This is a genomic window from Acidimicrobiia bacterium (assembly GCA_041393965.1).
Taxonomy (GTDB): Bacteria; Actinomycetota; Acidimicrobiia; order Spongiisociales; family UBA5794; genus UBA5794.
On sequence record JAWKJB010000001.1, the window covers coordinates 807,073 to 827,919 of the forward strand.

At 62.9% G+C, this 20,847-nt stretch carries 20 protein-coding genes; 9 read left to right on the plus strand and 11 right to left on the minus strand.

Annotated features, from left to right (window positions below; translation table 11 throughout):
• Nucleotides 1-21: 21 nt before the first annotated feature.
• Both R2823_04305 and R2823_04310 read left to right on the plus strand, forming a co-directional pair.
• Nucleotides 22-2,862 carry a hypothetical protein gene (locus R2823_04305; protein ID MEZ5175409.1) on the plus strand — a complete coding sequence of 947 codons (2,841 nt, stop codon included), beginning with the start codon at nt 22-24 and terminating at the stop codon, nt 2,860-2,862.
• Between the two features lie 75 nt (nt 2,863-2,937).
• Nucleotides 2,938-4,572, plus strand: a complete 1,635-nt coding sequence (locus R2823_04310) for an MFS transporter (protein ID MEZ5175410.1) — start codon at nt 2,938-2,940, stop codon at nt 4,570-4,572.
• A 17-nt stretch (nt 4,573-4,589) separates the two neighbouring features.
• Here the strand turns inward: R2823_04310 and R2823_04315 are convergent, their stop codons facing one another.
• The 7 genes from R2823_04315 to R2823_04345 form a co-directional block, all read right to left on the minus strand.
• Nucleotides 4,590-5,216 carry a ferric reductase-like transmembrane domain-containing protein gene (locus tag R2823_04315; protein ID MEZ5175411.1) on the minus strand — a complete coding sequence of 209 codons (627 nt, stop codon included), beginning with the start codon at nt 5,214-5,216 and terminating at the stop codon, nt 4,590-4,592.
• Complete coding sequence (locus R2823_04320; protein MEZ5175412.1) at nt 5,213-6,055, minus strand: FAD:protein FMN transferase; 843 nt, start codon at nt 6,053-6,055, stop codon at nt 5,213-5,215. The genes R2823_04315 and R2823_04320 overlap by 4 nt, the downstream gene beginning before the upstream one ends.
• Nucleotides 6,052-6,402, minus strand: coding sequence for a hypothetical protein (locus R2823_04325; GenBank protein ID MEZ5175413.1), 351 nt, complete (start codon nt 6,400-6,402; stop codon nt 6,052-6,054). Before R2823_04325 ends, R2823_04320 begins: the two co-directional genes overlap by 4 nt.
• Entirely contained in the window at nt 6,399-6,761 is a 363-nt protein-coding gene (locus R2823_04330; GenBank protein ID MEZ5175414.1) for a hypothetical protein, read from the minus strand. The genes R2823_04325 and R2823_04330 overlap by 4 nt, the downstream gene beginning before the upstream one ends.
• Entirely contained in the window at nt 6,761-7,375 is a 615-nt protein-coding gene (locus R2823_04335) for a hypothetical protein (GenBank protein MEZ5175415.1), read from the minus strand. Before R2823_04335 ends, R2823_04330 begins: the two co-directional genes overlap by 1 nt.
• Nucleotides 7,376-7,460: 85 nt before the next feature.
• Nucleotides 7,461-8,774, minus strand: a complete 1,314-nt coding sequence (locus R2823_04340; GenBank protein ID MEZ5175416.1) for a HAMP domain-containing sensor histidine kinase — start codon at nt 8,772-8,774, stop codon at nt 7,461-7,463.
• Nucleotides 8,771-9,454 carry a response regulator transcription factor gene (locus tag R2823_04345; protein ID MEZ5175417.1) on the minus strand — a complete coding sequence of 228 codons (684 nt, stop codon included), beginning with the start codon at nt 9,452-9,454 and terminating at the stop codon, nt 8,771-8,773. Before R2823_04345 ends, R2823_04340 begins: the two co-directional genes overlap by 4 nt.
• Before the next feature lie 123 nt (nt 9,455-9,577).
• On the opposite strand from R2823_04345, the gene R2823_04350 reads away from it, so the two are divergent.
• From R2823_04350 to R2823_04370, 5 genes are all read left to right on the plus strand, one after another.
• The gene (locus tag R2823_04350) at nt 9,578-10,120 is read left to right on the plus strand and encodes a hypothetical protein (GenBank protein ID MEZ5175418.1); all 543 of its coding nucleotides are present in this window, start codon (nt 9,578-9,580) and stop codon (nt 10,118-10,120) included.
• 45 nt (nt 10,121-10,165) lie between these two features.
• A complete protein-coding gene (locus R2823_04355) occupies nt 10,166-11,797 on the plus strand; it encodes an ATP-dependent DNA helicase RecQ (protein ID MEZ5175419.1) in 1,632 nt (543 codons plus the stop codon).
• Nucleotides 11,798-11,873: 76 nt separating this feature from the next.
• On the plus strand, nt 11,874-12,155 hold the full coding sequence (locus R2823_04360; protein ID MEZ5175420.1) for an AbrB/MazE/SpoVT family DNA-binding domain-containing protein: 282 nt from the start codon (nt 11,874-11,876) through the stop codon (nt 12,153-12,155).
• Nucleotides 12,149-12,529: a type II toxin-antitoxin system VapC family toxin gene (locus R2823_04365; protein ID MEZ5175421.1), complete on the plus strand. Its 381-nt coding sequence runs from the start codon at nt 12,149-12,151 to the stop codon at nt 12,527-12,529. The genes R2823_04360 and R2823_04365 overlap by 7 nt, the downstream gene beginning before the upstream one ends.
• Nucleotides 12,530-12,577: 48 nt before the next feature.
• Nucleotides 12,578-13,990, plus strand: coding sequence for an amidohydrolase family protein (locus R2823_04370; GenBank protein ID MEZ5175422.1), 1,413 nt, complete (start codon nt 12,578-12,580; stop codon nt 13,988-13,990).
• 40 nt (nt 13,991-14,030) lie between these two features.
• Here the strand turns inward: R2823_04370 and R2823_04375 are convergent, their stop codons facing one another.
• Complete coding sequence (locus R2823_04375; protein MEZ5175423.1) at nt 14,031-14,519, minus strand: helix-turn-helix domain-containing protein; 489 nt, start codon at nt 14,517-14,519, stop codon at nt 14,031-14,033.
• 104 nt (nt 14,520-14,623) lie between these two features.
• Here R2823_04375 and R2823_04380 point away from each other — a divergent pair, with 104 nt between their 5' ends.
• A complete protein-coding gene (locus tag R2823_04380; protein MEZ5175424.1) occupies nt 14,624-15,586 on the plus strand; it encodes an NAD-dependent deacetylase in 963 nt (320 codons plus the stop codon).
• A gap of 66 nt (nt 15,587-15,652) precedes the next feature.
• Here the strand turns inward: R2823_04380 and R2823_04385 are convergent, their stop codons facing one another.
• From R2823_04385 to R2823_04395, 3 genes are all read right to left on the minus strand, one after another.
• The gene (locus R2823_04385) at nt 15,653-16,357 is read right to left on the minus strand and encodes a hypothetical protein (protein MEZ5175425.1); all 705 of its coding nucleotides are present in this window, start codon (nt 16,355-16,357) and stop codon (nt 15,653-15,655) included.
• Nucleotides 16,358-16,438: 81 nt separating this feature from the next.
• Nucleotides 16,439-16,993, minus strand: a complete 555-nt coding sequence (locus tag R2823_04390) for an HhH-GPD-type base excision DNA repair protein (GenBank protein ID MEZ5175426.1) — start codon at nt 16,991-16,993, stop codon at nt 16,439-16,441.
• A gap of 93 nt (nt 16,994-17,086) precedes the next feature.
• Nucleotides 17,087-18,283 (minus strand): aminotransferase class V-fold PLP-dependent enzyme, encoded by a 1,197-nt coding sequence (locus tag R2823_04395; GenBank protein ID MEZ5175427.1) that lies wholly within the window; start codon nt 18,281-18,283, stop codon nt 17,087-17,089.
• A 526-nt stretch (nt 18,284-18,809) separates the two neighbouring features.
• On the opposite strand from R2823_04395, the gene nosZ reads away from it, so the two are divergent.
• On the plus strand, nt 18,810-20,828 hold the full coding sequence (gene nosZ, locus R2823_04400) for a Sec-dependent nitrous-oxide reductase (protein MEZ5175428.1): 2,019 nt from the start codon (nt 18,810-18,812) through the stop codon (nt 20,826-20,828).
• Nucleotides 20,829-20,847 lie beyond the last annotated feature (19 nt).

Genomic DNA, 20,847 nt, shown 5'->3' on the forward strand with positions numbered 1-20,847 from the left:
AATCAGTAGAGGCAATGAGGCATGAGCCGTTCGCATCAGCACGACCGGCCGGCCACCGTGTACATTGGGGCAGGTTCGAACGCGCTCGACGCGAGTCTCGGGGAGGAGAAGCGGATGCACAAGCGGTTTGTCATGCTGGTGGTGTTGGTTGCCACCATGGTCGCGTCGGTGGGTGGAGCCTCGGCGCAGTCGAAGGAACCGTCCGAGCTCGCCAAGCTGATCCGTGCGTTCCGTGACGCCCAGGTGACCGGCCCGAATGTGGAGGTCACCGACCCCGATGATGTCGATGTCCTGTCGCCGTTCGGCGGTCCGAGCCAGCTCCCGATGGACATGCAGGACCAGGTCAGGATCGCCTCGACGATCGAGTTCCAGGTCTTCCCCGGGCAGCGGTACACCCACTTCGCCCCGATGGGCACCGAGATCCTGATCTCCAACGCGGACAATGGGGCGGTGACGACCGAGCTCGTCGACCTGCCGCTCCAGCAGGGTTGGATTCCACCGCTCGATCAAGGCGCCCCTTTCACCGTGGATTCCTTCTTCGATGTGTTCTTCGACATCGACTTGCCACCTGACTTCGGCCCGATGTTCGGTCAGGGTGAGCCATTCGAGGTGGATGGCGCGATTCTCGTACCACCGGCTGGCGGCGTGCCCACTCCAATGGATCAGCCGCTCACCATACGAGGAGCCGTCTTTGGCGAACCGCTTCCCAACGGCTACTGCAACGGAACCATTGTTGAGTTCTTCTCCGGTGACGCCATCATGGGGCAACAGGGCTGGACACCCGCCGACTTCGCGCCGAACGATGTCTTCACCGACCTGCGCCAGGCCCATGTGAGCCGATGTGTCGATGGCGTGATCCAACCCACCCAATGGCTGCGGTCCAACGGATCGAGCTTCCAGCCGGAAGGAAGCCGAGCAAGCTCGGTCTGGTTCCCCGGCGGATTCATGCAGATCATTCCGAACGACGAGATCATCGACAGCACCGGATCGAGGATCGGCGGATTCATCACCCCGTCGGACAACCCCTTCCAACCCGACACGACGGGCTTCTCCACCTTCCCGAACTTTCCTTCGCTGCACAGCCACGAGATGCCGACGACCTTCATCAACCATCCATGGCCGGGTGCGGCCCTCCACCCGGTCGCCTACGAGTTCGGTGAGTCCGATACAGGAAGTGCAGGGTTCCAGGACAACTATGGGCTCCTCCTCGACACTGAGGACGAGGTCGGGGAGCCGAACGAGTTCTCCGCGATGGCGATCCAGCTCGGCACCTACCAACTCAAGTTCGGAATCCTGACATATGACGCAGACGCCGATTCGTATTCAGGCACGCTCGAAGGCTCGGGCGAGGGCTATTCGGAGCAATGGGATGTCACCGCGGGAGACATCGAATACACCTACACCAACGATGAGGGCACGCAGGTCTATCCGGGCATGGTGCTTGACGGAACTGACGCTTCGCTCCTCGAGGAGATGGCGACCGTGACCGCCGAGCGCGTCGCCGCTGCGACGACCACGACGACGACCGCCGCGACCACGACCACCGCCGAAGACACGGCGACCGGAGGCGTGACGACCACCGTCGCGACTTCCACACCAGCCGACGGCGGGGGAGGTTTCTTCATCTGGCTCCTCCTCGCCCTCGTGATCCTCGCGATCGTCGGCGGGTTGTGGTGGTTCCTGTTCAGAGCCAAGAAGGACCCGTGCAAAGAGCTGTACGAGGCATGGCAGGTCGCCAAGGCGGCGTGTGACAAGGCAACGAAGGACGCCGCGGACAAGCGTCAGAAGGCCGACGATGCGACCAAGGCACGCGAGAAGGCGGAGAAGGACCGCGAGGACCACTGCAAGCAATACCCGCCAGCGTGCGGTCCGCCCGCATCAGCGTCATCCGGCGGGCGAACCGTCACCCGGGACGATCTGCATGTCGTCCGCGCATGGAACGCTGCTGCATGGGCCGGGTACAAGAACAAGACCAAGTCGGCCCAAGATGTCCAGGACGACTGGAACAACGGTCCAACGGATGAATTCCGCACGCAGACCCTGAAGGACTTGGAGGCGGCGAAGGCCAAGACCCCCAAGCTGGATCAGGCCATCAAGGATGCCAAACAGGCAGAGCAGGACGCCGACGCTGCCGCCGACAAGGCCGAAGCAGCGGCAAAGAAGGCATGCGACGAGGCCGCCGCCGCGAAGAAGGCGTACGACGCCTGCATCGGCAAGGCAGCCGCCGCCGGCGACACCGCCGCGGTAGCGACTGCGGGTGCAGCAGTGGGCGGCATGGCGGGAGCCGCGGCCGGAGCGGCGGTCGCTGGTGCAGAGCAAGCAGGCGGCAAGAACTGCGAGCCGCAGCAGAAGGCGTACGACGCCGCGAAGAAGGCCTGTGACGAAGCGACGGACGCGTCGCAGAAGGCTGAACAGGCCGCCCGCGATGCCCAGAAGGCACTCGAGGAGGCCACCAAGGCGCTCAAGGATCTCTGCGAGGAGTATCCGCCCCTCTGCGGAGAGGAAGCATGGATCCAGGAAGCGGGCAAGCCCGAGACCCGCATCACGCGAAGCGACCTCTATGTTCGGAACATGTGGGCGGAGCAGGTCTGGGTCGACTACCAGACCGAGCAGATCTCGGCCCAGGAGGCCTCGGATCGGTGGGGTCAGGATCCCCCTGCGGACTTCGCGGCAGACGAGCTCCAGAAAGTCGAAGATGCCCGACCCCTCAAGGCAGCACGGGAAAAGGCGATCAAGGATGCTGAGGCGAAGGTCGCCGACGCCAACAAGGCTGCGGCCGATGCGAGGCAGAAGGCGACCGATGCCTGCGCGAAGGCTGACGCTGCCAAGCGGGCCCTCGACGCATGTCTCGGGTCGGCATGACCGCCCGCCGTCATAGGGACTTCGGCCACTCGGAACAACGGTCCGAGTGATGCGGCCGCGTCTACTATGACCCGGATGCCCCAGACCGACAAGAAGGGCCTTGCGGTTCTCGTCGTCTTGAGCGCGGCGATGTTCGTCTATGTGATCGACACGACGCTGATGAATGTGTCGATCTCGGCCCTCGTCGACGACCTCGACACAACGGTTGGTGGGGTACAGGCAGCCATCACGCTGTACACGCTCACCATGGCAGCGTTCATGCTCACGGGTGGAAAGCTCGGCGACATCTGGGGCTCAAAGCGAGCCTTCCGCATCGGGCTGGTTGTCTACGGCATCGGGACCACCACGACCGCTCTTGCCCCAAACATCGGGTTCGTCATGATCGGGTGGTCGATTCTCGAAGGGCTCGGATCCGCCCTGATCGTTCCCGCGATCAACACGCTCGTGCGGGCGAACTACACGGGGAGTCGGAGAGCTTCTGCATACGGCGTGCTCTTCGGTGTTGCGGCGGCAGGTGCGGCGTTCGGTCCCCTCATCGGGGGATGGGTCACCACCGAGTTCAGTTGGCGGTACGCATTTGCGGGCGAGGCCGTCATTGTCCTTCTGGTCCTGCTGTCCTCGGGCCTTCTCGTCGACGCCCCGAAGGTGAGCCCGAAACCGCGACTCGACGCGGTCGGTGTCGTCCTGTCGGTGGTCGGGATGGCAGCCTTCGTTCTCGGGGTACTCCAAACCACGAGCCGCGGCTGGACCGACCCGCTCGTACTCACCCTCATCGTTGGCGGACTTGCCGTGCTCGCTGCGTTCGTCCTGTGGATTCATCGTCGTGAACATGCGGGGGCTCCGGCATTGTTCCGTCCATCCATCTTCCGCCACCGAGGGATCTCGTTCGGGCTTCCGATCCTCGCGACCCAGCTGTTCGCTCAGGCAGGACTGCTGTTCCTCATCCCCCTCTTCACACAGTCCATGCTGGGATTCGACGCGTTCCAGACCGGTTTGACGCTGCTGCCGCTGTCGTTCGGGGTTCTCGTGACATCGATCGTGACACCACCGCTCGGGCGGAAGCTCTTCCCCAAGTACATCATCCAGGCAGGTCTCGTTGTCCTGTTCATCGGTGGCTATCTGCTTGCGGTTTCCCTCGATGGGGCAACCACCGGCGCAGACATGGCGCTCGGGCTGCTGGTCGGCGGTATCGGTATCGGCCTCATCGTCGGGCAGCTCCCGAATCTGATCCTGTCGTCCGTCGAGCAGCACGAGGCGAGCGAGGCCTCTGGTCTCCAGGGGACCTTCCAGAATCTCGGCATGGCCCTCGGAACGGCAGTCATCGGGACGGTCATCCTGTCGGCATCGTTCGCGTCGATCACCAATCAGGTCGAAGCTTCGGATGTGCTTCCGTCGGACACCAAGACCGAGATCATCGCGGTGATCAAGGGCCCGCTCGTCGAGGCCGACATCGACGCCCTCGAAGATTCGTTGTCCGATTTGCCGTCCGACCAGCAGGCCGAGATCCGCACGATTCAGAACACCGCCATGACCCGTGGCTTCCAGGGTGCCATCCTTGCTGGAGGCATCGTCGCCCTCATCGGTGCGGGTCTCGCGTTCTTCCTCCCCCGTCATAGGCTCGATTCTGACGCGTCGGTCGAGACGACGATCAAAGAGGTCGTTCGGACACCCGCCATCGCGAAGCTCCAGTTCGAGATGGAAGACCTCTGATTGCGCTGAAGGCCCCGCTATTTCGAGGATGCGCGGCCCGACACGGCGATGGTGGGCCCCGATCCCATGGGGGACGACTCGGTGAGAGGCTGCGTGGGTCGATCGTTGGGGCGAGCACTCGATTGTCGTGACGCCGCCACGACGCGCATTGCAGTCAGAGCCGTGACCGTCACTCCCGCACCGGCATAGACGGCGGCCATCCACGGAGTGCGGGAATCGGTGCCGGCCATCACGCCATGCGCCATGGCTGCGAGGAATGCCCCGAACGAGAGATAGTGGATCGACCTCCAAGCGTTCTGGCTGATCCACCTCTTCGCATAGAAGCTCACCGACACGAGCAGCATGGTCCAGAACGCGACGACACCCAACGATGTGGCCAGCGGTTCCCATTCCGCGATACCCGGGATAGTGATGTCCCACCAGCTGAACTCGACGAATTCGTCCACCGACAGCGCCACCATATGAATGATCGTGGCACCGAGAGCAGCAAGGCCGAGTGACTCGTGGAGCCACTGGAGCCCCTTCGCTTTCACGGTTCTCCCGAATGTCTTCGTCGAGATCCAAAGACCCCACACCATCGAAGCGCTCAGAAGGACGATGGCAGCGACACCAGAGCCTCGAACGATGAACCAGGTGATGTTCACGCGGCGCGCCGATCCCGGGTGGCGAAGACCGATCCGTCCTGCCACACGACCACCGCCTGACGAATCCAAGCCTGGCGGTCCGCCCATGCCAATCCGTCAACACCGTGCAGCAGTACTGCCTTGGCACCGGCTTCTGCATGGACCGCCGTGTCGGCGACCACGGTGGCCTGGGTGACCGGGGACGACACTGGTTGCATGGTCCGCGGATCGATCAGATGATTCGCTGCGCCCGAAGCGGTCATCCACACCCGCTTCATTCTGGAACTCGTTGCGAGGGCTCCTCGACCGACGCATATGTCTGCCACTGGCTTGTCGAGGTGATCCACCACTTCCACCACGAGGTTGGGATCGGACGATCGAAGGTCACCGCCGGCAGAAACCACCCGAGCCTTGTTCGACGCGACGATCTCGTCGCATGCCCAGCCCTTGGCGATACCACCGAGATCGAGCCTCGTTCCGATACCCAATCGCACGGCGCCATCGCGGAGTTCCCACTCGGTTGCCGCTGGGTGGCCTCCGCGTTCGATGTCGGATGGCAGATCGTCGAATGGAACGGTGTATCCCCACGACACGACCAGACCGCCGAGTCCTACATCGACGAGCCCATCGGTCCGATTCCTGATGTCAGCAGCCGCCCGCAACACACGGCCCATCGGTTCGGAGAGGGCGTGCCAACTTCCAGCTGATGCGTTGATCTGAGTCAGCTCGCTCGCCGTGAGGAATCGGCTGAACCGCGCTTCGAACTCGGCGAAATCCTGACGGACACGAGCCACATCCTCTCGGGTCGCCGTGTGCACTTCGATCGTGGTTCCCATGGCCGCGAAGGTGTCGACGATCATGAGCCGGAACTCTTGACGCGCGGCGCCCGAACGCTCGGTGTGGTCATGGCAACGACCCTTCGTTCGACGAGGACTTCTGGCTCGGGGCGGTCGATCGGCTTGTAGCGGACGATCACGAGGCCGGTGTCGGGCAATGTGGGAAGCGGGCCACTTGGATCCGTCACGGTGTCAGTGAGGCTTGCTCGGGCCGGAGCGAGCGGTGAAGGCGGGACCAGCGTGTTCGCGGATGGTGTCGCCGGGGCGCTCGCAGCGACGAATGCAACGGCGGCAGTTCCCCAGGCAACCGCCGCGGCTGACCATGCGGTGATACCGGCGATGCGACCCACGGTGATTCGACCGGCCATCATCGGCCGATCGTCGTGGTGGCTGGTTCAGGAACCACAAGGACTGCACCGTGGCTCTCCAGGGTCGCCACGACTTCAGGTGTCAGGAGTCGGTCGACCTCGGCGGCCGTGGCATATGTTGAGTACCCAGAGGACCCGAGGGTGGCCGCAACCTCGGGCGGCACCCCCGGAAGGTCTGGTGGCGTGAGCGAGGACCGCGAGTCCGTGACTGGTGGTCCAAACACCGCAGCCGGCATTACGGACCAAGGAACCGCCACGGCTGGTTCGGCAGCGGATTCCACCCGGGTCGAGCCGATCACTGCGAGCACAACGAGCGCGCACGCCGCGACGAGCAACCCTCCGACAGTGTTGAGCCATCTCATCAGTCGTCCACCTCGTCGTCGTGGTCGTGATCGTCGTGGTCGTCGTGGTCGTCGTGGTCGTCGTCGTGGTCGTGATCGTCATGATCAGCGTGGTCGTTGTCGTCGCAGTCGTCGTACGCATCATCGTCTTCGACCTCGCTGCCATCGCCGGCGTGGTCGTCATCGTCGGAGTCGTCATCGATCGCGCACCGGGTATCGACGCGCAGTCCGTTGTCAGACGCGTGCTCTGCGACGGTCACGACTTGGACGACCGGATCGGGAGCAGGCGGGCCTGTAATCGGTAGCCCCTCCTCCTCACAGATGTGGCGCAATGCATCGAGTGCAGCGATCTGGAGCGGATCGATCGTTCCATCGCGTTCCGCGGCGAGGAGCCGTTCGGCTCCCGATGTGCAGGCAGTGGCGGTGGTCTCGGCATCGGAGCCGCTCGTCGGGAGCGTCGATGTCGTGGGCGGCGCAGTGATCGTCGTTGCCAGCGGTTCAGCTGTCGCTTCGGCATCCTGTGCGTGGATGACGGACCCGACCAGTGCCGCGGCCGCGATCGCGGTCAGCGGCACAAGCAGGGCTCCCGCGATGAGCGATCCTGTGATCTTCCGGTGGTTCTGACTGTTGGACATGGCAGCTCCTCTGATTGGCCGGTTCCACCATGCCGCAAGCCCCGATAACGCCGCGCTAAGCAACCGCAAATGAATGGAAAAGGATCTATGGCGTGTGTGACAGCGGTAGGTCAAGCTTGATCGAGGCGCCCCCTAGCGTCTCGGACCGCCCGATCGACAGCGACCCATCGACGGACTCGACGGTCCGCCTGACGATGTCAAGACCCAATCCGGTGGAATCGTCATGCGAGGTACCCCGCGCGACTCTGAAGCCTTCCGGTAGCCCGGCTCCGCCATCTTCGATCGTCAGCCGCGCCGATGACCCGGCATCGGTGGCGGTGATCGAGAACGGGACGCCGGACGGCGTGTGTGACATGATGTTCTCGATGAGGGCGTCGATCGCAGTTTCGATGTCGACGGATGGCACCGCGACCAGGGTGGGACGATCCGGGACGGACACCGTGACGATTCGTTCCTGTTCGGTTGCGAGTGGTTCCCAGAATCGGGCCCGATCGGTGACGATCGCGCCGAGGTCGCACCGGGCGTCCCCATCGTGCCGCACAGGGCGCCTCGCCTCACGAATGATGTAGTCAGTGGTGCGCTGGAGCTCATCGAGATCCGACCAAAGCCGCAGCTTCTCGGCGGATTCGTCGAGGCCGTCCACCGTGAGGCGTGCCGCCGTGAGGGGAGTCCGAAGGCGATGTGCCAAGTCGGCGGCTGTCTCCCGTTCTTGCTGGAGCAATTGCCCAATCTGGTTCGCGAGGCGATTGAACTCGAGGCCGACCTCTTCGATTTCGGGCGGTCCAGCAGGTCTGACCCGAGCGGTCAGGTCACCTTCCCTCAGTCGTTCAGCGGTTTCGGAGAGTTCCCTGACCGGTATGACCATCGAGCGCCCGAGCCGATCGGCGACCAACGCCGCAAGAGCGACGAGAACGATGCCGAGCACAGCGAGGATGATCCAACTGCGGGCCACCCCTGCATGGATCTCGCTATCGGGAACGAAGACGCGCACGACCGCCGTCTCGTCTGATGTGACAACCGGAACATAGACCGCGGCACCGCCGATGACTGAAGCGACAAACGAGTTTCCCTCTTCGGCGAGGGTGAGATCCTCATCGTCTGAGCCGTGATCGTCGGAGTCCTCTGCGAGTGGGACACCGACGACATCTCCGTCAGGGAGAATCACCGATCCGTTCACATCGACGATCCGGTCCTCGCCGACGACATCGATTGCCGTGGCGAGGTCTTCGTTCACGGTCAGAACCGACAGTGCTCGCGCCAGACTCTCGGCGTCGCGTTCGGCGGCAGCGATGGCTCGGTCTCGGGCCAGATCCGAAACAAGGACGAAGAGCGGGGCAACGAACGCGAGCACCACCATTCCCGTCACCGCAAGGGTGAGGAGAATCAGGTGGCGTCTCACCTCGTCGGATCCACAAGTCGGACGCCGACGCCGCGCTTCGTGTGGAGGTAGACAGGCTTGGTCGCGGTCTCTCCGAGCGCCTTGCGGAGCCACGACATGTGCACATCGACCGTCTTGTCGGCGCCTCCGTACGGCTGGTGCCACACCTCCGCCATCAGTTCGCGTTTGCTCACGAGTTTGTTCGGCCTCGACGCGAGATAGGCGAGGAGGTCGAATGCCCGTGCGGTCAGTACAAGCGGCACATCGTCAAGCGTGGCTTCGTGGCTGTCGCGGTCGAGGCGTAGACCGCCCACGACCACGACCCGGTCCTCGGGCGCCTCGGAGGTGCGGCGCATGACCGCGCGGATTCTCGCTGCCAGATGATCCGCGGAGTAGGGCTTCACGACATAGTCGTCGGCCCCGGCGTCGAGTGCTTTGATGATGTCCGATTCGTCGTCGCGTGCCGTCGCCACAACGACAGGTACCTCGCTCACGGCGCGGATCATCCGGAGAGCCTCGGTTCCGTCGATGTCGGGAAGCCCAAGGTCCAGGACGACCACATCGAAGTCGCCAGAGACGCCACGCTCGATACCGTTCATGGCGTTGGTCGATGTTTCGATGTCGTACCCGCGCTCGGCGAGCCGTTTCGCAAGCGATTCGCGGATCCTCTGCTCGTCCTCGATGATCAGGATCGCTGCCATGTCGTCACGATACCGACCCCGACACCGATGCTGGTACTGCCCGGAACCCTCGTTACCCAAGACATGGGGAACCGTTAACCCGCCGTTAGTCCAGTAGCTCGCAGCCGGAGGGAAACTGGGCCCATGAGACGCGGGCTTGGACTATCGGTTGCATGGATCGGCGCCACCGCAGTTTCGGTGGCGATCGCCGCCGCGGCGGTCGGCAGTGTCCGATCCCAAGTCACGGAGGAGCCGACGGCGCTCGGTTCACCGAGGGTGACTGAGCTCGCTGCTGATGCGCTTGCCACAACAACGGCGATCTCTCGTGATCTATCGACGAGTTCTCCAACCACAGCAGCGTCATCCCCGTCGACCTCTGTTTCGATTCCCGAAACATCAGGTGCGACGGTGACCTCGGTCCCCTTGCCTCCTCCTCCGGCCTCCCAACCGACGACCTCAACGAAGACCTACAACACGGACGGGGGGACGGTTCGCATCGAGATCAGCGGAGAGTCGGTGTCCTTTTCGGGCGCGGTTCCGAATCCGGGCTGGAAGATCGAGGTCGAAGACGCCGGTCCAGAGCAGGTCAAGGTCCGGTTCAAGCAGAACCACGATGGGGACGACAAGATCGAGTTCAAGGCCGAGTTCGAACAGGGTCGGCTCAAGATCTCGATCGACGATCACTGAGGCGAGTTTCGTCGAGCCTCCGCACGGTTGGCGTATGCTCGCATCGTGACCCGCGGCGACGACTTCGACGATGCATACTGGTCGAGCCTTGCCAGCGAGATCGGCGACGGTGTACCGCATGAACCTTCCCACGGCGGCAGACAAGCCCGGCTGATCCCGGACCGCGATCCGGTCGTGGTCGACGATTCGACGCTGTTCGCGCAGCTCAAAGGCACCTTCGGATATGACGAGTTCCGCGACGGCCAACGCGAGGTGATCGAGGCCGCGCTCGCGTCAAAGGACTGTATGGCGGTGATGCCGACGGGGTCAGGGAAGTCTCTCACCTATCAGTTGGCTTCCGAGCTGATCGGCGGGACCACCTTGGTGGTGTCTCCGCTGATCGCGCTGATGAAGGACCAGGTCGATGCAGCGAACGAGGTGGGTATTGCAGCCACATTCTTGAATTCGAGCCTCGCATCAGACGAGCGGCAAGAGCGGATCGAGCGGTTGGAGCGAGGTGAGTATCGGCTCGTGTACGCAGCTCCCGAGGGTCTTGTGTCTTCCTTGGGACCGGTACTGGATCGAACGAATTTGCGTTTCGTCGCCGTCGATGAAGCTCATTGCATCTCCCAGTGGGGTCACGACTTTCGGCCCGCCTATCGCCAGTTCGCAGACATCAAGACGCGGTGGCGAACACCGATCCTCGCGCTGACTGCTACGGCGACCGAACGGGTCCGGCGCGACATCGTCGCGCAGCTCCACCTTGAGGATCCCGTCGTCGTGAGCACCTCGTTCTTCCGACCCAATCTGCGAATCCATGTTTGGAAGAAAGGCGGTGAAGGGCCCAACCGGATCAAGGTGAAGGACTCCATTGGGAAGATCTGCCTCGATCGCAAGGGCGAGTCCGGGATCGTCTACACCCTGTCGCGAAAGAGTGCCGATTCGACCGCCGAGTACCTTCGCTCGCTCGGCATCAGAGCCGGTTCCTATCACGCCGGCATGGAGACAGACGACCGGACGCGGGTGCAGGATGAGTTCATCCGGGACGACATCGATGTGGTGTGTGCCACGGTCGCTTTCGGTATGGGGATCGACAAGTCGAATGTTCGGTTCGTTATCCACCGCGACATGCCGAAGTCGATCGAGGGCTATTACCAGGAGATCGGTCGTGCGGGCCGTGATGGGCTCGATTCGGATTGCTACTTGTTCTACTCATGGGCCGATGTGATCCAGCTCGAACGGATGGTGTCGGGCAGCGACAACCAGCGAACTTACGAACAGCACATTCGGTTGATGTATCGGTTCGCCGAGGGTGAGCGGTGCCGCCACATGGGCCTCGCCTGGTATTTCGGCGAACAGATGTCGGTGTGTGGTTCGAGCTGTGACAACTGCACCGACTTCGGGTTGGATTTCCACTCGATGGAAGTACCGAGATCCAGCCGAGCTCCCTCGACACCCGATGGTCTTCACGGCGAAGCCACCGAGGTGTTCGAGGCCCTTCGCGTCCTTCGCAAGCAGCTTGCGGATTCCAAGGGCGTGCCAGCCTATGTCGTGTTCAACGATGCGACTCTGCGTGCCATGGCAGACGCGTGCCCGACCTCTGAATCCGAGTTTCTTTCCCTGCCCGGTGTGGGGGCTGCCAAGCTCAAGGCGTACGGCTCGATCTTTCTGGATGCGATCGACGCCCTGAACAACTGACGAGGTTCTGGAAGCCCTCGCTACTTGATGGTAATGACACCTTGACAGATGAGTGACAGTTGTGCACCATGGCTCCATGACCACCCAATCCACGACCACCCCATCGGCAATCATGAAATCAGCCACGATGAACACGCAAGGTCGCGTCGTCGTCCCGGTTGAGATCCGAAAGGCAATGGGGATCGAGGCTCCGGCGGACCTGTTCTTCCGATACGAGGATGGAACCCTCACCGTCGGCACCATCGAGGATGCTGTTGCCTATGTTCAGAGCGTTGTTGCCAAGTATGTGGATACGGACGGTTCAGCCGTCGACGCCTTGATCGCAGACCGTCGTGCTGAGGCGGCCAAGGAGTGGTAGCCGTTCTCGATGCGAGCGCGGTGCTTGCGGTCGCACTGTCTGAAATCGGTGCTCCAAAGGTGGCGCCGTTTCTTGCGGATGCGTGGATGTCGGCCGTCAACCACGCGGAGGTGCTTCATGGACTCAAGCGGCAGGGAATCCCGTTCCTCATCGGTGAAGGACTGGTCGACTCACTTGAGATCACCGTTGTACCGTTTACACGCCGGCTTGCCGGATTCGCCGCCGAACTCGACGCCGTGACATCCGTTGCTGGTTTGAGTCTCGGTGACAGGGCATGTCTGGCAACCGGTGAAGCAATGAGCTGTCCTGTTGTGACCGCTGATCGCGTTTGGACTTCTCTCGGTCTCGACATCGAGGTCATCAGTATCCGGTAGGAGGCCGATTGGCTGGCTATTTGGCGACGAATTGCTAGCTTCCGGCGGATGAATGCCCGTATCGTTTTCGTGCTCGTCGGTCTTGTGGCCGTGACGGTTGCGTGTACGGGCAGCTCGGATCCGACGACCACCACGGTGCCTGCGACAACCACCTCGACGACCGCGCCACCTGTTCGGACAACCACAACGACGACGGTCGCCGTCCCCACCGTGGCGCCAGCCGGTGTCGTGTTCACCGGCGGTGATGTGGTAACGATGGATCCTGAGTTCGGAATCGTGCAAGCGATGGCGATCAGCGGCGACCGGATCGTTGCAGTCGGGAGCCAAGCCGAGATCGAGCCGTACATCGGTGACGAAACGATCGTGATCGACCTCGAGGGGCGCGCGGTCGGTCCGGGGTTCGTTGATCCCCATACTCACATCCTCACCGACTGGAGTGACTTCGCCGAGGGCCAGCGGGTTGCTCTCAGGCATGGGATCACATCGTTGGGTGACGCGTCGGTGGAGCCCGACGCCTATGACCAGCTCGTGACTGCGGCCCAGTCCGATGAGCTGCGGATTCGGACAAGTATGTACCTCGGGAAGACCGATCCATGTGGAGTGCCGAGCGACGACTGGTATCTCGCGCATCCGGCGGGGTCCGAGCCCGGGAATCGTTTGCGGGTGCAGGGGATCAAGATCTTTGACGATGGTGGCGTCTGTGGCCAAGTTGCGGGATCCGAGACATTTGTGGACGGGTACGAGGTCGGTGCCCCGTACCACTCGGTCGAGACGCTGGTCGAATGGATCAACACTGCGGACGCGGCCGGTTACCAAGTCGTCGTACATGCCCAGGGTGACCTCGCGATTCGCGGCGCCCAGGACGCCTACGAGCAGGTGCTCGGTGGAAATGACAATCCGCTCAGGCACCGAATCGACCACAACTCGATTCCGACGCCAGACCTCCTGCCCCGGTTCACGGAGCTGAACCTGGTACCGGTCGTGTTTGCGCTTGGGAGCTCGTGTTCGCCCGACGCTCCGTGGACGGAGTTCTACCGTCGGAACGGTGATCGTCCGGGCGACATGGTGCGGGCGAATCCCGACATCCGGGTGGCATGGCACGGTGATGACCCGTGGGTGTCACCGGTGTCGCCGATCCTCGACATGTACTCGCTGGTCACAAGAGCCGACTTCGCTGAAGATGGCTCGATCTGTCCTGCCCCTGACTGGTTCGCCACCGGAGGCGTCACGATCGAACAGGCCTATCCGATGGTCACCCTCAACGGTGCGTATGCTCTCGGGAGGGACGATGAGGTCGGTTCGCTCACACCCGGCAAGCATGCAGACCTTGTCGTCATGACCGACAATCCTCTGACCGTCCCGATCGACGAGCTGCCGTCGGTCGCTGTCGTGTCAACGATGATCGGCGGACGCACCGAGTATTGCGCCGACGGTGCCGAACGGTGGTGTGCCGAGGCCTGACCCCGTGGGTCGTTCAGGTCGGTGGGGGGTCTTCGGATCTCTACGGTGTGAGTGGGTCCCGTCGTCTGAGCACCAGGCCCTCGGCGACCCGGGCCAGTGTTGCGATGTCGTCGTCGTCGAGCGAGGTGATCAAGCTGGCGAGCTTCCTTCGGTCTGCGGCAGAGTCGGCGCCGAATCCACCGGCGGCAACACGAGCCTGCTGCCGCTCGAGGAATCGTCGTTCCTGCTGGGCGACGAGGGCGTCGATGCTGTCATCGGCAGCGACCCGGTCCAAACCGCGCGCGATGCGTCCCTCCGCCTCGGCCTGGATCACATAGGACTCGACACCGAGCCTTCGAGCGATCACACGCAAGGTGTTGGTCGAGGGGACCTTCGTCCCGTTCTCGATGGCAGACAGATACGAGTACGAGATCTCCGACGCCTCGGCGAGTTGCTTTCGACTCATGCCGAGCTCGGTCCGACGCACCTTGATCGTATGGCCAAGCGCCATCGCCCATGTGTGGGTGTCTCCTGCGGGTGTTTCCGACATCGAATGCATCATAACGCCGACGCCTCAGGACCCTCTCCAAATAGACCAGATATTGACACCATAAGCATAGTTTTGCTACTATCCTGATCTATCGAGCGCAGGAGATGAAGTCAATGGTCACGCAAACCCGAGAAACGGGAAGGGAAGTCAGCACGGAACACCCAACGGACCCTGCGTCTCGGCTCGCTCCATGCGGGGGCGCCGTGACCCTCGATGAAGAGGTCGATGCCGCCATCGCCTGGGGCCTTCGGAAGGGCGGCAGAGTCGTCGTGGTCACCGGTGCGGGTGTCTCTGCCGAATCGGGGATTCCGGTGTATCGCGGCGAGAACGGCATTTGGACCGAAGGCGGCGTTGAGTCGATGCAGATGGCAACGGCGTCCTTCTTCGTCGAGCACCCTCGCGAGAGCTGGGAGTGGAATCTCAGCAAGCGAACCGAGATCAGGGTCGCGCAACCCAACGCCGCCCACATCGCCATTGCCGACATCGGCAGGCTGCTGGTGGGGCGGTTCATGCTCATCGGCCAGAATGTCGATCGGCTCCACTTGCGGGCAGGGAATCGACCTGAGGAGACGGTGGAGCTCCATGGTCACCTGGAGGGGATGCGATGTCGGGGACGATGCCAAGGCGTGTTCCCGATCCCGGCGGCGCTCGATGACTGGGGCCGAACCGACCGGCTGACCGATGCGCAGTTCGCTCTTCTTGCGTGTCCTCTGTGCGGTGGCCCGAGTCGCCCCCATGTCCTGTGGTTTGACGAGTTCTACGACGAGGCGTCGTATGGTTTCGCCACTGCGCAGAGGGCCGCAGCAGAAGCCTCGCTGTGCATCACCGCAGGCACCTCCGGAGGGGTCCCGATCGCGGGACGGCTCGCCGGGATTGCGGCACGAGCCGGAGCGAGCTTGATCGATGTCAACACCGCGGACAACCCGCTACGCCAACTCGCCATCCGCCACGGCGGCTACATCGAAGCAGCCGCAACGGAAGCCCTGCCCGCACTCGCTGCTGCCATCGGCCGTCGTCTCGCTGAAGGCGACCCAGAACCGCCGGATTTCGATGGGGAAGATGCATAGCGGTCGCGCTGATGGTTCCCGGCCAGCGGGTGCCGACCGGGAACCATCGCTCAGGGATCGCTTGTCCTATGGGCCGCTGTGCCCCGAACCGGAGTCGCCCTGAAGGTTCCGCTTCGCGCTCCCCGGCGTGCCGTATTTGGCCCACCAGAGCTTCGCTGCATCGATACCGCCGACGCCGAAGGCAATCGCCAGCCCGACACCCGTTGCGAAGACGATGATCTTCACGACATCCTCCGCGAAACGGATCGCGAGAATGTCGAATGCGAACAGCAGGCCGAAGACGATGATCGCGATCCGCACAAGCCATGTCAGCCATGGGACCGACTTGTCGACCGCGAAGGGCCGCACAAGGTCCGCTGCCCAGTTGGCCACTGCCGCCGCGATGATCACGATGACACCGGCGACCAGGATCAACGGGATCCACGCGAGCAGCCGCTCGAGGAGATCCTCAATCGTGTCGAGGCGCACGATGCGCACCACGACCAGCCACAGCATCACCGACAGGTATGCGTAGGCAATCGCTGCCGTGAGCTTGGCGGGTGTCTGCCCGCTCGGTTCGAGCGCCCTCGCAACACCAGATGTTGCCCACACGCCGTCGAACACCGTGTGTCCCATCGCCTTTTCGATCAGCGTCCGAACCCACTTCAGGATCCACCGACCGACAATGAGCACAATGAGTGCCGCGACGATCAGTATCGCCCATTCGGCGATGTTTTCGCCGAGCAGCTTGAGCTCTTCGACGAGGTTGTCCATGAATGACATGGTTGTCACTCCCTCTCGTTGCGTACCCCGAGTATGGTCGACGGGAGTGGGCGCTGCGCCGGTGCCGGTCCCGACGCAAGGTCGGGAGGCTCAGACTTCGGCGGGATGCTGCTGTTTCCAAGCCTTCTTGCGAGCGCTGAGCGCTGGGAGGTCCTCCGGCTTCTTGATGTCGACGATGGACGGCCCGTCGGGCAGGTACTTCGTGAACCCGCTCGGTTTGACACCCCGGTGGGATGCGAGGACGCCGATCGTCAACCGCGCCTTGTAGTCGCCGAAGCCCGGAATCGCTGTGAGGCGGTCGTGGAGCTCTTGCGCGGTCCTGACATTGGCCCAGAGAGCGGAGGCATCACCACCGTACTCGTCGACGATGAACCGTGACACGGCCTGAACCCGTTTGGCCATGCTCGCAGGGAACCGATGGATCGCGGGTACCTCACGGAAGACTCGTTCCAGCTTCTCGGGATCCATGTCAGCGACCGTGTCGGCGTCGAGAACACCGCCGAGCCGTTCACGAAGCACGAGCGGTCCCAAGAAGGCTTTCTCCGTCGGAATCTGTTGGTAGAGCGTGAGCCCGACCACGAGCGCGTAGTCGTTGTCGAGGAGCGCATTGGCTTCGGGGTCGGTTGTGAAGTAGATGGCGGCCATCAAGGGAAGGTACCAGAGGTGAGCGGCGTCCCTTGCGGTGCGATCGTCCCGTCTGTGGGATCCGGTCCACCCCGAACTGGCGCCGTTCGATCATCAGGTCGTCGTGGCGAGCACCTTCGGGATATCGACGAGGCGGTCGTAGTCACTGGGAGTGTTGTAGGCGTGCGCCGAAAGCCGCAGGTAGGTCGATCCCTGGAACTGGGTCAGGATGATGTCGGCCCCGAGCCGGTTTCGCACGGTGAGACACGCGTCGTTGAGTTCGTCCTGCGCGAGGGGCCGTGGGAGGGGAACACCGACGAGGCGCATCCAGCGCGCAGCCATCGCCGGTGGCCGCGGTTCGGGTGCAACGCCCCATACCTCAGCGAGCATGTCGCCGGCCGCCCCGACGAGGTTGGTGATGTGGGCATCGAGACCTGCCGTGAGGAGCGCGTCGAGGATTGCCGTGGCAAGGGGTGCCGTCAGGTACGCGGCCTTACTGTCCGTCCCTTGCCATGTGAACGAATGGGGAAACGGTTCGTCTCCGGTCCATGACCGCAACGCGGGTGCCATGTCGGACCCACGAGGTGCCACGATGACCGCCGCTCCCGTCGCCGCGCAGACCCACTTGTGGAGGTTGGTGACCCACGCATCGGCATCAGCGACGATCGGCGTTGGTTCCATGCCCGCGGCGTGAGCGGCGTCGACGACGATGCGGGTCCTCGGCGACGCACTCCGGATCTCGGCAATGATGTCCTTGATGGGCAGCCTGAGGGCTGTCGCAGACGAGATTTGGTCGAGGACAACCACGGAGGCCCCGAGTCGTCCGACTTCGCCAGCGACGAGCCGCCCGAGTTCGGTCGCTTCGTCGATCGACGACAGCTCGATCTCCTCAAAGGTCGTGCCGAGCCGTGTGGCAAGTCCCCGGAGTCCGTACGCGATGCCCCCATAACCGAGGTTCGTGCCGAGGATGGGCCCTCCCGGTCGCGCGAAATGGGTAACAGCGTCGAGGACTGCGGTGCTTGCGTTGTGAGTGAAGGCCGTCGCCATCGTGTCGGGGACACCGAGCCATTCACCGATCATGTCGGCTGCCGCTTCGACCCTGCGGTGGTGGTCGTGACGGTAGAACCGGGCAGGGTCGGCATCGAACTCCTGCTCGAGGGCGGCGTGGGCCGCCCGGACCGCAGCAAACGGTCGACCAAAGGATCCGTGGTTGGTGAGGGCAATGTCACCGCTTCCCAACCACAGGTCCGCCCACCGACCTTCGTCGATGAGTTGCCGAATATCGGATGGGATGGCGGTGCGGCGAGCCATCGGCGGACCATACCCATCAACCGGTCGATCGTGAACGGGGGTGCTGGGTCCCGTGGGTGACCGACCGTCGGTGGGTGCTTCTCAAGTCGTATGAGGAGCCGCTTCTGCCCGTTTTCGTGGGACTTTCCCGGATTCCGAAGTTTGATAGTGACAAATTTCACAAAGTGGTCTATACTTTGTGAAAGCGATCACAAGGAGCTGAGGATCCACCATGGTGGACAGGGGAAGGTCCTTCACGGCGGAAGGCGCTGCGAACAACCGAGGGGTGTTCACCCACGGTCCCCCAAGTCCTGCCTCGAGCTCCCACGGAGTTGCAAGCATCGACATTCATTGCCGTCCAGCGCCGGACACTCCGGCCGGATCGGCACGAGAGCCCTCACGGCGCGATCCTGAGCATGTGTCTCGCATCTCGTCGGACCGCGCCACGAGGAGCTCTGCAGACCGAACCCGTTCGAGCCACAAGATGTGGATCTCGCGGGTTCCGAGTAAGGGAGAGTAGACAATGAGTAGAAGGTCGAACTCGTCCATGTGGCGCAATCGATCACTCCTCGCCGTCGTGGCCCTCTTCGCAGTCTTCGCATTGGTGCTCCAAGCGTGCACAAGCGGCGACGGTGACGGTGCGGGGACCGCGGACATCAATGAACGCAGGGAGGCAGCTGGACTCGAGCCTTTGACCGACGAACAGCTCATGTCTGCCGGGCTGACCTATCTGCCCTCGGGTGAACACGACCCCTATGTCATGTTTGCATCCGGTGGCCACGCTGGTCAGGTGTTCGTCATCGGAGTGCCGTCGATGCGCTTGCTCAAGACCATCGGTGTCTTCACGCCCGAACCCTGGCAGGGCTGGGGATTCGGCAATGTTGGGACCGAGGAGGTTCTCGACGCCGGCAACATCGGCGACCGTGAAGTGCGATGGGCAGACACGCATCACCCTGCGCTGTCCGAAACGGCCGGCGACTACGACGGTCAGTTCGTGTTCATCAACGACAAGGCGAACGCGCGTATCGCGGTCATCGATCTGAGGGACTTCGAGACGAAACAGATCATCAAGAACCCGATCGCGATCAACGACCATGGTGGCACCTTCGTGACACCGGATACGGAGTGGATCATCGAAGGTGGCCAGTACGCCACGCCGCATGGCTGGGAGTACGCACCGATCGAGAACTACGAAACCGATTACAAGGGCATGGTCACGATCTGGAAGTTCGATCGAGCGGCTGGACGCGTCGACGAATCGCAGTCCTTTGCCCTCGAGCTCCCGCCGTACTGGCAGGACCTCTGCGATGCGGGGAAGCTCGTTTCAGAGGGGTGGATCTTCTGCAACTCGTTCAACACCGAGCTCGCAACGGGCGCCGGTGAAGACGGATCCGGCGAGAACTTCGAGGCCGGTGCCTCGGCTCGCGACAACGACTACATGCACGCGATCAACCTCGACAAGGCCGTCGAGCTCGCCGCCGCGGGCAACACCTTCGATGTCAACGGATTCCCCGTGATCGGACTCCAGACGCTCATCGATGAAGGCGTGCTGTACTTCATCCCGGAGCCGAAGAGCCCGCACGGTGTCGACATCGCGCCACACGGCGACTACATGGTCGTGTCCGGCAAGCTGGATCCGCACACGACCATCTACTCGTTTGAGAAGATGATCGCCGCAATTGAGGCTGAGAATTGGGTACCGGACGAGTACGGCGTTCCCGTCCTCGACTTCGATGCGGTGATGGAGGCTCAGGTCGAGCTCGGTCTCGGACCGCTCCACACGCAGTTCGACGACAAGGGGTACGCGTACACGAGCCTCTTCCTCGACAGCACGGTTGCGCGCTGGAGTCTCGGTGGCGAGAACTATCGCGGTGATGACGGCTGGAAGCTCGAAGGGGCTGTCCCCGTGCATTACAACATCGGACACCTCGTGGCACCAGAAGGCGACACAGTCAGCCCAGACGGTGGCTATGTCGTGGCGCTCAACAAGTGGTCGATCGACCGGTTCCTGCCGCCAGGGCCTCTGCTTCCGCAGAACTTCCAGCTGATCGATACGGTCCCAGAGCCGTCCGAGAAGCCGGAAACCGGCGGTATGACGGTGATGTACGACATGCCGATCGGCATGGGTGAACCGCACTACGCGCAGATCATCAAGGCCGACAAGCTGAACCCGTTCACGGTCTACCCTGAGATCGGGTACGACCCCGCAACGATGTCCGTCGATTCGAACGCCCCCGTGGCGGGCAACGAACGGATCGAGCGCAACGGCAACGAAGTCGAGATCTGGATGACGGCAGTGCGAAGCCACTACACGCCGGATCGGGTGACGATCAAGCAGGGCGACCATGTCACCTGGCATGTCACCAACATCGACACATCGTTCGATGCAACCCACGGGTTCTCGATCCCTGCGTATGACATCAACCTGAGCCTCGAGCCGGGCGAGACCGGAACGGTGGAGTTCGTTGCAGACATGGACGGGGTCTTCCCGTACTACTGCACCGAGTTCTGCTCCGCCCTCCACCTCGAGATGGCCGGGTACTTCCTTGTTGAGCCAACCGAGTAGGTAGCGAAAGCGAACGAAT